At 57.5% G+C, this 12,904-nt stretch carries 13 protein-coding genes; 7 read left to right on the top strand and 6 right to left on the bottom strand.

What is annotated here, in order from left to right:
- Positions 1-42: 42 nt before the first annotated feature.
- Entirely contained in the window at positions 43-1,257 is a 1,215-nt protein-coding gene (locus tag SP99_RS06930; protein WP_047958110.1) for an MFS transporter, read from the top strand.
- Positions 1,247-2,059, top strand: a complete 813-nt coding sequence (locus tag SP99_RS06925; protein WP_047958109.1) for a Cof-type HAD-IIB family hydrolase — start codon at positions 1,247-1,249, stop codon at positions 2,057-2,059. Before SP99_RS06930 ends, SP99_RS06925 begins: the two co-directional genes overlap by 11 nt.
- A 58-nt stretch (positions 2,060-2,117) precedes the next feature.
- Here SP99_RS06925 and SP99_RS06920 read toward each other — a convergent pair whose 3' ends face one another.
- Entirely contained in the window at positions 2,118-3,350 is a 1,233-nt protein-coding gene (locus SP99_RS06920) for an MFS transporter (RefSeq protein ID WP_047958108.1), read from the bottom strand.
- 168 nt (positions 3,351-3,518) lie between these two features.
- Here SP99_RS06920 and SP99_RS06915 point away from each other — a divergent pair, with 168 nt between their 5' ends.
- From SP99_RS06915 to deoR, 3 genes are all read left to right on the top strand, one after another.
- The gene (locus SP99_RS06915) at positions 3,519-4,247 is read left to right on the top strand and encodes a phosphatase PAP2 family protein (RefSeq protein WP_047958107.1); all 729 of its coding nucleotides are present in this window, start codon (positions 3,519-3,521) and stop codon (positions 4,245-4,247) included.
- A gap of 7 nt (positions 4,248-4,254) precedes the next feature.
- The gene (ybjG, locus tag SP99_RS06910) at positions 4,255-4,863 is read left to right on the top strand and encodes an undecaprenyl-diphosphate phosphatase (protein ID WP_047958106.1); all 609 of its coding nucleotides are present in this window, start codon (positions 4,255-4,257) and stop codon (positions 4,861-4,863) included.
- 67 nt (positions 4,864-4,930) lie between these two features.
- Positions 4,931-5,689, top strand: a complete 759-nt coding sequence (gene deoR, locus SP99_RS06905) for a DNA-binding transcriptional repressor DeoR (RefSeq protein WP_025756093.1) — start codon at positions 4,931-4,933, stop codon at positions 5,687-5,689.
- A 90-nt stretch (positions 5,690-5,779) separates the two neighbouring features.
- Here the strand turns inward: deoR and dacC are convergent, their stop codons facing one another.
- On the bottom strand, positions 5,780-6,985 hold the full coding sequence (gene dacC / locus SP99_RS06900; RefSeq protein ID WP_032672410.1) for a serine-type D-Ala-D-Ala carboxypeptidase: 1,206 nt from the start codon (positions 6,983-6,985) through the stop codon (positions 5,780-5,782).
- A 241-nt stretch (positions 6,986-7,226) separates the two neighbouring features.
- Here dacC and SP99_RS06895 point away from each other — a divergent pair, with 241 nt between their 5' ends.
- Positions 7,227-7,853, top strand: a complete 627-nt coding sequence (locus SP99_RS06895) for a glutathione S-transferase family protein (RefSeq protein WP_047958105.1) — start codon at positions 7,227-7,229, stop codon at positions 7,851-7,853.
- Here SP99_RS06895 and SP99_RS06890 read toward each other — a convergent pair whose 3' ends face one another.
- Both SP99_RS06890 and bssR read right to left on the bottom strand, forming a co-directional pair.
- The gene (locus SP99_RS06890) at positions 7,854-8,972 is read right to left on the bottom strand and encodes a PQQ-dependent sugar dehydrogenase (protein WP_047958104.1); all 1,119 of its coding nucleotides are present in this window, start codon (positions 8,970-8,972) and stop codon (positions 7,854-7,856) included.
- A gap of 106 nt (positions 8,973-9,078) precedes the next feature.
- Positions 9,079-9,462 carry a biofilm formation regulator BssR gene (gene bssR / locus SP99_RS06885; protein ID WP_025756097.1) on the bottom strand — a complete coding sequence of 128 codons (384 nt, stop codon included), beginning with the start codon at positions 9,460-9,462 and terminating at the stop codon, positions 9,079-9,081.
- A gap of 216 nt (positions 9,463-9,678) precedes the next feature.
- Here bssR and rimO point away from each other — a divergent pair, with 216 nt between their 5' ends.
- The gene (gene rimO / locus SP99_RS06880) at positions 9,679-11,004 is read left to right on the top strand and encodes a 30S ribosomal protein S12 methylthiotransferase RimO (RefSeq protein ID WP_047958103.1); all 1,326 of its coding nucleotides are present in this window, start codon (positions 9,679-9,681) and stop codon (positions 11,002-11,004) included.
- 63 nt (positions 11,005-11,067) lie between these two features.
- Here the strand turns inward: rimO and gsiD are convergent, their stop codons facing one another.
- Both gsiD and gsiC read right to left on the bottom strand, forming a co-directional pair.
- Positions 11,068-11,979, bottom strand: coding sequence for a glutathione ABC transporter permease GsiD (gene gsiD / locus SP99_RS06875; RefSeq protein ID WP_047958102.1), 912 nt, complete (start codon positions 11,977-11,979; stop codon positions 11,068-11,070).
- 1 nt (position 11,980) lies between these two features.
- Positions 11,981-12,901 carry a glutathione ABC transporter permease GsiC gene (gsiC, locus tag SP99_RS06870; protein ID WP_025756100.1) on the bottom strand — a complete coding sequence of 307 codons (921 nt, stop codon included), beginning with the start codon at positions 12,899-12,901 and terminating at the stop codon, positions 11,981-11,983.
- Positions 12,902-12,904 lie beyond the last annotated feature (3 nt).

The raw sequence follows: 12,904 nt of genomic DNA, 5'->3' as shown, positions 1-12,904 counted from the left end.
TGCTAGTGTTGTCGCTATTGATGTACTTCTGGTGCAACCCCGATGACGCAAACCTCTTCCCGTAAAGCCCTGCAGCTCCGCCTGTGGGCGCTGTTTATGTTCTTCTTTATTCCGGGCCTGCTGATGGCCTCCTGGGCCACGCGTACGCCCGCCATTCGCGATATTTTGTCCGTCTCTACCGCTGAAATGGGCATCGTGCTGTTCGGCCTGTCGATAGGTTCGATGAGCGGCATCCTCTGCTCCGCGTGGCTGGTGAAACGCTTCGGTACGCGGGCGGTGATCCGCACGACCATGTGCTGCGGGGTGATTGGGATGATTGTGCTGAGCGCGGCGCTCTGGTTTGCCTCACCGGTGCTGTTTGCCCTGGGGCTGACGGTATTTGGCGGCAGCTTAGGCTCGGCGGAAGTGGCGATAAACGTTGAAGGGGCCGCGGTTGAGCGCGAGATGAACAAAACCGTGCTGCCCATGATGCACGGCTTCTATAGCCTCGGCACGCTGGCCGGTGCTGGCGTGGGCATGGCGCTGACGGCTGCTGGCGTAAGCGCGAATCTGCATATCCTGCTGGCGGCGCTGGTGTGCATCATTCCGATTCTGATCGGCATCCGTGCCATCCCGAACGGTAATGGCAAGAATGCCGCGGACGAACAGCACTCGGCCGAAAAGGGACTGCCCTTCTACCGCGATTATCAGCTGATGCTGATTGGCGTGGTAGTGCTGGCGATGGCATTCGCGGAAGGTTCCGCCAACGACTGGCTGCCGCTGCTGATGGTGGACGGTCACGGCTTCAGCCCGACCTCCGGCTCGCTCATTTACGCCGGGTTTACGCTGGGAATGACCGTCGGACGCTTCACTGGCGGCTGGTTTATCGACCGCTACAGCCGCGTGGCGGTGGTGCGCGCCAGCGCCCTGCTCGGCGGCCTGGGTATCGCGATGATCATCTTTGTGGATGTGGGCTGGATTGCCGGCGTCTCGGTGATCCTCTGGGGTCTGGGGGCCTCACTCGGCTTCCCGCTGACCATTTCAGCCGCCAGCGACACCGGCCCGGATGCCCCGACGCGCGTCAGCGTGGTGGCAACCACCGGCTATCTCGCCTTCCTGGTCGGGCCGCCGCTGCTCGGTTTCCTGGGCGAACACTACGGCCTGCGCAGCGCCATGCTGGTGGTATTAGGGCTGGTCATCATCGCGGCGCTGGTGGCACGCGCGGTGGCCAGGCCGGAAACGAAACAAACGACACTGGAGAAGGGATATGAGCGTTAAACTGATCGCCGTCGACATGGATGGTACTTTTCTGAGCGATGCCAAAACCTATAATCGCGAACGTTTTCTGGCCCAGTACGCCCGCATGAAGGCGCAGGGCATTCGTTTTGTGGTCGCCAGCGGCAACCAGTACTACCAGCTGATCTCTTTCTTCCCGGAAATTGCGCATGAAATTGCGTTCGTCGCGGAAAACGGCGGTTGGGTTGTGAGTGAAGGTGAAGACGTCTTTAACGGTGAACTGTCGAAAGCCCATTTTGAAACCGTCGCAAACGTGCTGAACGACGTCCCGGGCATTGAGATCATCGCCTGCGGGAAGAGCAGCGCCTACACGCTGAAGTGCTATGACGAGAGCTTCAAGGCTATCGCGGCGAAGTACTATCACCGACTCGAAATGGTCAGCAACTTCGACAATCTGAACGATATTTTCTTCAAGTTCGGGCTTAACGTCTCTGACGATGAAATTCCGCGTATTCAGGCGCTGCTGCATGAAAAGTTAAGCGATATCATGGTGCCCGTCACCACCGGTCACGGCAGTATCGACCTGATTATCCCGGGCGTGCATAAAGCCAACGGTCTGCGGATCCTGCAACAGCGCTGGGGGATAGATAACAGCGAGGTGGTGGCCTTCGGAGACAGCGGCAACGACGTGGAGATGCTGCGTCAGTCGGGCTTCAGCTTTGCGATGGCGAATGCCAGACCGCATATTAAGGCGGTGGCTCGCTTTGAGGCACCGCACAATAACGAGGAAGGCGTTTTAAATGTGATTGAGAAGGTATTGAACGGGGAGGCGCCGTTTAATTGATACCGTGCGGTCTGGTGCCCTCACCCTGGCCCTCTCCCACAGGGAGAGGGAATAATAATTAAGGTTGCAGGGCGTTTCCGACGCGTTTGTCCTTCAGGAACACCACCATCAGGCCAACCCACAGCACGCCGTTGGCGAGGTTAAACAGGCTGAACAAACCGTTGCCGCCCATCGCGTAGGCATGCTTGCTCACCTCGATACCGACGGTAAAAATCAGCATCTGCAGCATTCCCATCGCCGCGGAGACCGTCCCTTTACTCATCTCGCTGGCGAATAACGTCAGGCGCACCAGACCGGCGTTCGCCACGCCAATTCCAAAGGCATAGAGGCTGAGCCCCGCCGTCATCCACAAATAAGCGTGGGAGGACGCCACGGTCGCCACCGCCGCCAGAATCAGCCCCGCGGCAACCGGCCAGCCGCCCATGATAATCAGCGAACGCACGGTGCGGCGTGACGTCAGACGCGCCAGCACCAGGTTACCGATAATCAACGCGCCAAAAATCGGCACCTGCAACAGACCGTACTCGTAGCTGCTGAGCTTTTCACCGCTGATGATAATGACCGGTGATTGCGCAATCCACGCCAGCAGCGGCAGGCTAACAAACCCTGTCGCCAGCGCACCGGCCACAAAGCGGCCATTCTTCAGCACGGCTTTGTAATCCCGACCCAGCTCTTTTAGCGAGAGTTTCTCGCCAATGCGGGTCGCCGTTTCCGGCATGGCACGGTGCAAGCCAAAGAAGGCGATGGCGGCGAGAACCGCAAAGAGGACAAACATCCCTTCCCAGGGCGCAACGTGCACCCACGCGGCCCCCACCAGCGGCCCGAGTAACGGGGCGATCAGCGCCACGTTCGCCATCAGCGCGGTAATTTTGATACACACCGCCTCTTCAAACGACTCCTGAATGGCGGCATACCCTACAGCACCGATAAAGCACAGGCTCACCCCCTGCAGGAAACGCAGCAGGGTAAACTGCTCAATGTTTTGCGCCAGTAGCGTGGCGAGGCAGGTCACGATGAACCACACCACACCGGTCAGCATCACCGGACGACGGCCGATACGATCCGACAGCGGGCCTAACAGCCACTGCAAAAACATGCCACCTGCCAGATAGGCGGTCATCGAGGTCGGCACCCATTCGATCCCCGCGTTGTACTGCGCCACAACGGCCAGCATACCGGGCTGGATCATATCGTTGCCGATATAGGTCGAAAATTCGTAGAGCACCAGACACAGAGGGAAAAGCAGCGCCTGACGACCCAGACGTGAACCTGAAGAAGAACGGTTTAACATGCAATCTCTTTATAATGACAAAATCGCGACGAGTGTAATGAAATGCCGCAGCCCGAGATAGTGATTTATCGAGGATAAACAGAAATAAAGCACATATCGTCTTCGTTTAAGGTTTCCTTAAGTTGACAGATTTATGATAGCCCGATGACTCGTCAACGATCCCAAATTATGTCACTCACGTCCAGCCGCTCAGAATTATCTAACTTACAGACAAATAAGACAAAACGCCTTTACCGCTTACCGACCCGCTTTTATGGTTATCAGCTTTTCGTGCTGATTGCTCTTGCCGTGGTGTTCACGTGGCTATCGCGCAATGAAGCGCTGGACAGATGGATTAGTGGTTTTTGGTATGACGCGGCGACGCAAAGCTTCCCGCTGCAGAAAGACCACCTGTTGGATCTGCTGAACCATCGCCTGGCGAAGTACATCGCCATCGCCTCAGGGGTCGTGGCGCTGTTATTCGGTGCTTACAAGCGTAACGCAAGGCTGGTTACGGCGGCGCTGCTGATGGGACTCGGTGCGCTGGTGGTGGGGGCGTTGAAAAGCATCAGCCATCACAGCTGTCCGTGGGATCTGGTGGAGTATGGCGGTAAGGCCGTGTCTTATCCCCTGTTCAGCGCTGTCCCGGCAGACAGCGGTCCGGGTCGCTGTTTCCCCGGCGGTCATGCCTCCAGCGGCTTTATGGTGATGGGGCTGTTTTTTGCCTTCTGGCGCGAGCGTCCGCGCCTCGCCTGGAGCTTTGTGATCCTCGGCGTGGTGCTGGGTCTGGCGATGGGCTTCGGCCAGGTCATGCGCGGGGCACATTTTTTCTCTCACAACCTGTGGGCCGGGTGGTGGGTCTGGTTTTCCCAGGTGGTGGTCTATGGCCTTGTTTCCACCTGGTTTGCTAAAGAGTGATGACATTATGTTAGAGAGTCTGAATTACCAGCTGTTTTATCTGATCAACGCCACGCCGGCCTCGCCAGAGTGGATGATCGATTTCGCCACCTTCCTGGCAAAAGATCTGATCAGTATCGTGCCTGCGCTGGCCGCCATCCTTTGGCTGTGGGGTCCCCGCAGTCAGTTAAAAGCGCAGCGCCAGCTGGTGATCAAAATGGCGATGGCGCTCGGCGTAAGCGTGCTGGTGAGCTATATTCTCGGCCACGCGTTTCCCCACGACCGTCCTTTCGTCGATCACGTCGGCTATACCTTCCTGCACCACGCGCCAGATGACTCGTTCCCGAGCGATCACGGTACGGTGATCTTCACCTTCGCGCTGGCCTTCCTGTTCTGGCATCGCCTGTGGTCGGGTGCGGTGCTGATGGCGGTGGCCGTGGCCATCGCCTGGTCCCGCGTTTATCTGGGCGTCCACTGGCCGCTGGATATGGTGGGCGGTTTCCTGGTGGGACTGATTGGCTGCGTCAGCGCGGCGATCCTGTGGAATCTTATCGGGGAAGCGCTCTACCGCGGGCTCTCTTCACTCTATCGGGCCGTTTTCGCCATCCCGATCCGCAAAGGCTGGATACGTGACTAACCCCGACCTGACAGGTTACACTTGAGCCCCCGCCCTGCGGGGGTTCACTTTTTTATGCCGAGGAACTATGGAAACACGACGCGATGACCGCATTGCTCAGCTGCTACAGGCGCTGAAGCGCAGTGATAAGCTGCATCTTAAGGAAGCCGCCACCCTCCTCGGCGTCTCAGAGATGACCATTCGTCGGGATCTGAACAGCGAGAGCGCGCCGGTTGTGCTGCTGGGCGGGTATATTGTGCTTGAACCGCGTAGTGCCAGCCATTATCTGATCAGCGACCAGAAAACGCGTCTGGTTGAAGAGAAACGCAAAGCTGCACGGCTCGCGGCTTCCCTGGTACAGCCGCACCAGACGCTGTTTTTTGACTGCGGTACCACCACGCCGTGGATTATCGAAGCCATCGACAGCACAATTCCGTTCACTGCTGTGTGCTACTCCCTGAACACCTTTCTGGCGCTGCAGGAGAAGCCCGAGTGCCGGGTGATCCTTTGCGGCGGTGAGTTTCACGCCAGCAACGCGATTTTTAAGCCGCTTAACCTGCAGGACACGCTCAGCAATTTATGCCCGGATATCGCGTTTTATTCCGCCGCTGGCGTCAGTGTCCGCCAGGGCGCAACCTGCTTTAATCTGGAAGAGTTACCGGTGAAGCACTGGGCGCTGAGCGCAGCGCAGTATCACGTACTGGTGGTCGATCACAGTAAATTTGGCAAGGTGCGTTCGGCAAGAATGGGCGAACTGGCGCAGTTTGATGCCATCGTCAGCGACTGCCGTCCGGATGACGAGATAGTGGCCCACGCGAAGGCGCAGCAGGTGAAGTTGATGTATTAAGTGGGGTGCGGTCTGATGTCTGATGCCCTCACCCACAGGGAGAGGGAGAAAAACGTAGGCCGGGTAAGCGCAGCGCCACCCGGCAAAAAATTAGCTGAACCAGCTCCCAAACCAGCTATGGAATTTCATCATCACGAAATCCCACATCCGGCTGAAGAAGCCGCCCTCTTCTACCGCTTCCATCACAATCAGCGGACGCTGTTCAATCGACTTCCCGTTGAGCTGGAAATCAATCGTCCCGACCACCTGGCCCTTTTTCAGCGGAGCCGTGAGCTGCGGGTCGGTGAGGGTGTAGCTGGCCTTCAGGTTTTTCAGCTGACCGCGCGGAATGGTCACTGAACCCGCTTCACCCGCGCCCAGGTTCACTTCGCTCTTGTCACCAAACCAGACACGCTGGCTGACGAACGTGGCATCCGGTTTTATCGGCGTCACGGTTTCATAGAAGCGGAAGCCCCAGGTCAGCAGTTTTTCGGATTCGTTAAAGCGGATACGGTCGGTTTTGGTCCCCAGAACAACCGAGATCAGGCGCATATCGCCCTGGGTCGCGGAGGCCACCAGGTTGTAACCCGCCCCGGCGGTGGTGCCGGTTTTCATCCCGTCGACATTGACGTTGCTGCTCCACAGCAGGCGGTTACGGTTCGGCTGACGGATTTTGTTGAAGGTAAACTCTTTCTCTTTATGGATGGCATATTCATCCGGCACGTCATGGATCAGCGCTTTCCCCAGCAGCGCCATGTCGCGGGCGGTGCTGAACTGGCCCGGCGCATCCAGGCCGTGAACGGTTTTAAAGGTGGTGTTGGTCAGGCCCAGCTTTTGCGCGTAACCGTTCATCAGACCGATAAACGAGTCCTGACTGCCCGCAACGTAGTCCGCCAGCGCGATACAGGCGTCGTTACCGGACTGGATAATCACCCCTTTATTCAAATCCGAAACGGAAACCTGATCGCCCGGCTTCAGGAACATCACCGACGATCCACGCAGCGCCGGGTTGCCGGTCGCCCAGGCGTCCTTCCCGATGGTGACCATATCGTCCAGCTTGATCTTGCCCGCTTTTAACGCCTGGCCTACCACATAGCTGGTCATGATTTTGGTCAGGCTTGCCGGATCGAGTTTCTCATCCGCATTGCCTTCCGCCAGCACTTTACCGCTGGCATAGTCCATCAGGATCCAGGCGCGCGCATCCACAGGCGGCGCTTCGGGCGCAGACTGTTCGGCTGCGTAGAGCGTTGGTGCAAACAGGAAAAGGAGCGCAGAGCCTGCCGCCAGGCTGCGCAGAGAAGTCATTTTTCGCGTCATAAATGCCACCCGAGTGTCCATTCAAAAATTACGTCACATCACCGTGTCGCAAGAAGCGATGAGTAATAGCGCACTAAAACCGTTAAAGAAACCCAACGAGGGTAAAGTTATTAAAGTTTATGCAATAACATTCAGATACGCTTTGATTCAGGCGATTTTTTTCTCTTCTGTTGCGTAATTGTTAGGTTTATCTCACCATGACCAAAAGCTGATTCGGATTCACATCTCATCGGGAGTAAATATGATTACGCTGTGGGGCAGAAATAATTCGACCAACGTTAAGAAAGTGCTCTGGACGCTGGAAGAGCTGGATTTACCGTTCAATCAAATCATGGCCGGGATGTCGTTTGGCGTGAATAAAGAGGCCGACTACCTGGCCATGAACCCGAATGGCCTGGTGCCGCTGCTGCGCGATGACGAAACAGATGCCACGCTGTGGGAATCTAACACCATTGTGCGTTACCTGGCTGCCCAGTACGGACAGGGTCGTTTGTGGGTCGAAAACCCGGCCCGCCGCGCGCAAGGGGAAAAGTGGATGGACTGGGCGAACCAGACGCTTTCACCAACTCACCGGGTGATCCTGATGGGGCTTATCCGCACCCCGGAAGCTGAACGCGACTATCCCGCCATTCATGCCGCGCAGGATGCCTGCGAAAATCTGTTTGCGATGATGGATGACGAACTGGCGAAGCACCCGTGGTTCTCCGGTGATGCGTTCGGCACAGGCGATATCGCCGTGGCGCCGTTCGTCTGGAACCTGACCAACATGGGTCTGAAGTGGACGCCGCGCCCGCACCTGGAGCGCTGGCTTAAACAGCTGAGCGATCGCCCGGCGTACCGTAACGTCGTGATGATCCCGGTCACCTGATCACGTCCCGGACGGGCTGACTTTTAACAGTTGCCCGTCCGTCTCATCGGTCAGGACATACAGATATCCATCCGGCCCCACCCGCACATCACGAATACGTTGATCCCGGTCGCCCAGAATGCGTCCGTCCTCCGTGACCTTGTTACCCTTCACGCTGAGCACGATCACATCCTTCTCCTTCAGCGCGCCAATAAACAGCTTGTTTTTCCACTGCGGGAAAACCTCGCTGTTGTAAAACGCCATGCCGCTTACGGCCGGTGAAACTTTCCAGACAAACAGAGGTTTTTCGGTCCCCTCAACGTGCTCGCCTTTGGCTTCCGGAATTTTCAGCCCGCTGTAGTTGATACCGTGCGTCGCCAACGGCCAGCCATAGTTTTTGCCTTTCTCAGGAATGTTGATCTCGTCCCCGCCGCGCGGACCGTGCTCGTTCAGCCACAGCGTATCGCTCCAGGGGTTCATCGCCATTCCCTGCGGATTACGAATGCCGTAAGACCAGATTTCCGGCCGCGCGCCGGGCGTACGCACAAACGGGTTATCTGGCGGCACGTTTCCGTCCTCCGTCAGACGCACCACTTTACCCTGTAGCTTGTCCAGATCCTGCGCCGTCGGGCGCTGGTTGTTCTCGCCGAGTCCGATAAAGAGATAGCCCTTGCCGTCGAACACCAGTCGGCCACCAAAATGGTTACCGGTAGAGAGTTTCGGCGTCTGGCGGAACACCACCTGGAAAGCCTCAATGCGCGTCAGATCGTCACTTAAACGACCATAGCCTACTGCCGTTCCGGCTTTGCCGTCCTTTCCCGCTTCGGCGTAGCTGAGCCAGATGCGGCGTGATTGTTTAAAGTCCGGGGCGAGGACGACATCCAGCAATCCGCCCTGACCGTTTGCCCAAACCTTTGGTACACCGACGATCGGATCGGAAAGCCCTTTCCCGGCCTGCCAGTGTTTAAGCTGGCCGCCCTTCAGGGTTACCAGCAGCCCGTTATTATCCGGCAGGAACGCCAGAGACCAGGGATGATCGAGTCTGTTTTGCAGCACCTCAACCCTGACTGCCTCTGGCGCAGCGAGCAGCGAAAAGGGAATAAATAACGTAGGCAGGAAAATCAGCGAGGATCGAGGCATAACGCGCTCCTTTATCGGCATATGGCATAAAGGTTAGCCACTGCGCCCGGGCGCGTTACCACTTTTACAAAAGCTTAATCAGAAGGGGGAGTTGCCTCCCCCTGGATCAGTGCTGTTCAAGCTGTTCGTGCTTGTTCAGGCACATGATGCATAGAGAGAGCGTTGTCAGGCAGTTTTCAAGCTTCTCCGCGTTTACGGCGATAAAATTCGGGCAGTCGTGGCGTCCGTTCATCAGACACACCCCTGCAATGGAGAGCACCTCGGCGGCGCGGCGCAGTGCGATAAGTTCGCTTTCGCCGTAATTCGCCTTCAGGGTCGGTGCTTTTTCACGCATGAAATTGCAAAGTTCAAACAGGTTATCACGCAGATGTTCGCTTTCGCTGACTGACATATACCCTTTTGCCTTCCTCAACTGCAGGTACGCGGCCAGGTCGATTCGGGCATTGATCAGCTTGTTCAGCAGATCGCGTTTTAGTCTGTCAACGGTCATGCTCTTTCCTCCTCTGTCAGCCATTGTGCATAGTCAGGATAAGTTCATTTTTTGTACAGTTTAATGCCTGGGATCAATTTTTATTAACTGATTAACATTATTTACAATGTTACAACGTCTCCCCGGCGCATCCGCCTTGCAAAGAGTGTATAAATCCCCCGCGATACGCTGTAAAATCCCGCCCTGATAACTCCATAATTGATGAATTTTTAACCTATGAGCAATGTTACGCACCAGCCGAAAATCGGCTTCGTCTCCCTGGGCTGCCCGAAAAACCTGGTGGATTCAGAACGCATCCTGACCGAACTGCGCACCGAGGGCTATGACGTGGTGCCAAGCTACGACAACGCCGATATGGTGATCGTTAACACCTGCGGGTTTATCGACAGCGCGGTTCAGGAGTCACTGGAAGCCATCGGTGAAGCCCTGACCGAAAACGGCAAAGTGATCGTGACCGGCTGTCTGGGCGCGAAAGAAGACCAGATCCGCGAAGTTCACCCGAAGGTGCTGGAGATCACCGGCCCGCACAGCTACGAGCAGGTGCTGCAACATGTTCATCACTACGTGCCAAAACCCAAGCACAACCCGTTCCTGAGCCTCGTGCCGGAACAGGGCGTGAAGCTGACGCCGCGCCACTACGCGTACCTGAAAATTTCCGAAGGCTGCAACCATCGCTGCACCTTCTGCATCATCCCGTCAATGCGTGGCGATCTGGTGAGCCGTCCGATTGGCGAAGTGCTGGCGGAAGCGAAACGTCTGGCCGACGCGGGCGTGAAGGAGCTGCTGGTCATCTCCCAGGATACCTCGGCTTACGGCGTGGACGTCAAACACCGCTCCGGCTTCCACAACGGCGAGCCGGTGAAAACCAGCATGGTGGGCCTGTGCGAGCAGCTGTCTAAACTCGGTATCTGGACGCGTCTGCACTACGTTTACCCGTACCCTCACGTTGACGATGTGATCCCGCTGATGGCGGAAGGTAAAATTCTGCCGTATCTGGACATCCCGCTGCAGCACGCCAGCCCGCGTATTCTGAAGCTGATGAAACGTCCTGGCTCCGTTGACCGTCAGCTGGCGCGCATCAAGCAGTGGCGTGAGATCTGCCCGGATCTGACCCTGCGCTCCACCTTCATTGTCGGCTTCCCGGGTGAAACCGAAGAAGATTTCCAGATGCTGCTCGACTTCCTGAAGGAAGCGCGTCTGGACCGCGTCGGCTGCTTCAAATACAGCCCGGTAGAAGGTGCAACCGCCAACGAGCTGGCGGACCAGGTGCCGGAAGAGGTAAAAGAGGAGCGCTGGAACCGCTTCATGCAGCTGCAACAGCAGATCTCTGCTGAACGCCTGCAGGAGAAAGTGGGTCGCGAAATTCTGGTCATTATCGATGAAGTGGACGAAGAAGGCGCGATTGGCCGCAGCATGGCGGACGCCCCTGAAATCGACGGCGCAGTGTACCTCAATGGCGAAACCAACGTTAAGCCGGGTGATATTATTCGCGTGAAGGTTGAAAACGCGGATGAGTATGATCTGTGGGGTAGCCGGGTTTAAACACCCAGCGCCTTTTTTGTAGGCCGGGTAAGGCGTCGCCGCCACCCGGCACATTCCACCGCTTTACCCCTTAATCCTCGGATCCAGCGCGTCGCGCAGCCCGTCACCCAGCAGGTTAAACGCCAGCACGGTCAGGAATATCGCCAGACTCGGGAAGATCGCCACGTGCGGCGCAATCACCATATCCGCCCTCGCCTCGTTGAGCATCGCCCCCCACTCCGGGGTCGGCGGCTGTGCGCCTAGTCCCAGAAACGACAGGCTGGCCGCCGAGATAATCGACACGCCGATACGCATGGTGAAATAGACCACGATGGACGACACCGTTCCCGGCAGAATATGGCTAAAGAGGATGGTAGCATCGCTGGCCCCCATGCTGCGGGCGGATTCTATAAAGGTCTGCTGTTTCAGTACCAGCGTGTTGCCGCGCACCAGGCGCGCAAACGCCGGAATCGAAAACACCGCTACCGCAATAATCACGTTGGCCATACCGCTGCCCATGATCGCCACCACGGCAATCGCCAGCAGGATGCCGGGGAAGGCAAACAGCACGTCGCAGATGCGCATGATGATGCGGTCCCACCAGCCTTCATAATACCCGGCGACGAGCCCCAGCACGGTACCGATGGTCGCGCCAATCAGCACCGCGAAAACCCCGGCGGCAAGGGAGATCTGCGCCCCGACCAGCACGCGGCTAAAAATATCGCGCCCGAGGGAGTCCACGCCAAACCAGTGCATCAGGGAGGGGCCGTCGTTCAGGCGGTCGTAGTCAAAATAGTTTTCCGCATCAAACGGCGCCACCCATGGCGCAACGATCGCCACCGCAATCAGCAGCAACACAAACAGCCCCGCCGCCATCGCGACCGGCTGACGACGAAAACGCCGCCAGAATTCAGACCACGGCGTGCGGATATGTTCCGGTTTAAGCCCCGGCATAGCGTTTAAAACGGCCTGGCGTCGCCAGTTCAACAATCGCATCTTACTTATACCTGATGGCCGGGTTAATGGCAGCGTAGAGCACATCCACCACTAAGTTGATAAGAATAAACTCCAGCGAGAACAGCAGGACTTCCGCCTGTATAACCGGATAGTCGCGCATCTCAACGGAATCGACCAGCAGGCGTCCCAGCCCCGGCCAGTTGAAGACCTTTTCCACCACAATAGAGCCGCCCAGCAGGAAGCCAAACTGTAACCCCATCATCGTCACCACCGGGATCATCGCATTGCGGAACCCGTGCTTGAGAATGACCCACTTCTCGCTGACCCCTTTCGCCCGGGCGGTACGGATATAATCTTCGCTCAGGACGTCAACGAACGAGGCGCGGGTAAAGCGGGCCATCACCGCCGACACGGCAGCCCCCAGCGTCATGGAGGGCAGAATGTAATGCTGCCAGGTGTCGGCCCCGACGGTCGGCAGCCAGCCCAGCTCAACGGAGAAGATCTGCATCAGCAGCATCCCCAGCGCGAACGCCGGGAAGGAGATACCGGTCACCGCCAGCGCCATCCCGAGCTTGTCCGGCCAACGGTTTCGCCAGACGGCTGCGACAATCCCGGCGCAGAGGCCAAACACCACCGCCCAGCTCATACTGGCTATCGTCAACCAGAACGTCGGCATAAAGCGGCTGGCTATCTCCTCCGACACCGGACGTCGCGACACCATCGAGATGCCAAAGTCGCCCTGCAACACGTTGCCAATGTAGTGCAGAAACTGCATATACAGCGGCTGGTCGAGGCCCAGCTGCTTACGCACCAGCTCTATCACCGTCGCGTCCGCTTCGGGCCCGGCAATCAGGCGCGCCGGATCGCCCGGCAGCAGATGAACAAACAAAAACACCAGTACCGCCACGATCAGCAGCGTCGGAATAAGCCCCAGCAGGCGTTTACAAACATAATTCAGCATGAG

Origin of the sequence: Enterobacter sp. BIDMC92, assembly GCF_001030225.1 — a bacterium.
In the GTDB taxonomy this organism is placed as follows: Bacteria; Pseudomonadota; Gammaproteobacteria; order Enterobacterales; family Enterobacteriaceae; genus Enterobacter; species Enterobacter sichuanensis.
This window is presented reverse-complemented; position numbering and strand designations above follow the sequence as displayed.

Coding starts and splice junctions, on each gene's coding strand:
- SP99_RS06930 (WP_047958110.1), top strand. CDS start 43: ATGACGCAAACCTCTTCCCGTAAAGCCCTGCAGCTCCGCCTGTGGGCG.
- SP99_RS06925 (WP_047958109.1), top strand. CDS start 1,247: ATGAGCGTTAAACTGATCGCCGTCGACATGGATGGTACTTTTCTGAGC.
- SP99_RS06920 (WP_047958108.1), bottom strand. CDS start 3,350: ATGTTAAACCGTTCTTCTTCAGGTTCACGTCTGGGTCGTCAGGCGCTG.
- SP99_RS06915 (WP_047958107.1), top strand. CDS start 3,519: ATGTCACTCACGTCCAGCCGCTCAGAATTATCTAACTTACAGACAAAT.
- ybjG (WP_047958106.1), top strand. CDS start 4,255: ATGTTAGAGAGTCTGAATTACCAGCTGTTTTATCTGATCAACGCCACG.
- deoR (WP_025756093.1), top strand. CDS start 4,931: ATGGAAACACGACGCGATGACCGCATTGCTCAGCTGCTACAGGCGCTG.
- dacC (WP_032672410.1), bottom strand. CDS start 6,985: ATGACGCGAAAAATGACTTCTCTGCGCAGCCTGGCGGCAGGCTCTGCG.
- SP99_RS06895 (WP_047958105.1), top strand. CDS start 7,227: ATGATTACGCTGTGGGGCAGAAATAATTCGACCAACGTTAAGAAAGTG.
- SP99_RS06890 (WP_047958104.1), bottom strand. CDS start 8,972: ATGCCTCGATCCTCGCTGATTTTCCTGCCTACGTTATTTATTCCCTTT.
- bssR (WP_025756097.1), bottom strand. CDS start 9,462: ATGACCGTTGACAGACTAAAACGCGATCTGCTGAACAAGCTGATCAAT.
- rimO (WP_047958103.1), top strand. CDS start 9,679: ATGAGCAATGTTACGCACCAGCCGAAAATCGGCTTCGTCTCCCTGGGC.
- gsiD (WP_047958102.1), bottom strand. CDS start 11,979: ATGCGATTGTTGAACTGGCGACGCCAGGCCGTTTTAAACGCTATGCCG.
- gsiC (WP_025756100.1), bottom strand. CDS start 12,901: ATGCTGAATTATGTTTGTAAACGCCTGCTGGGGCTTATTCCGACGCTG.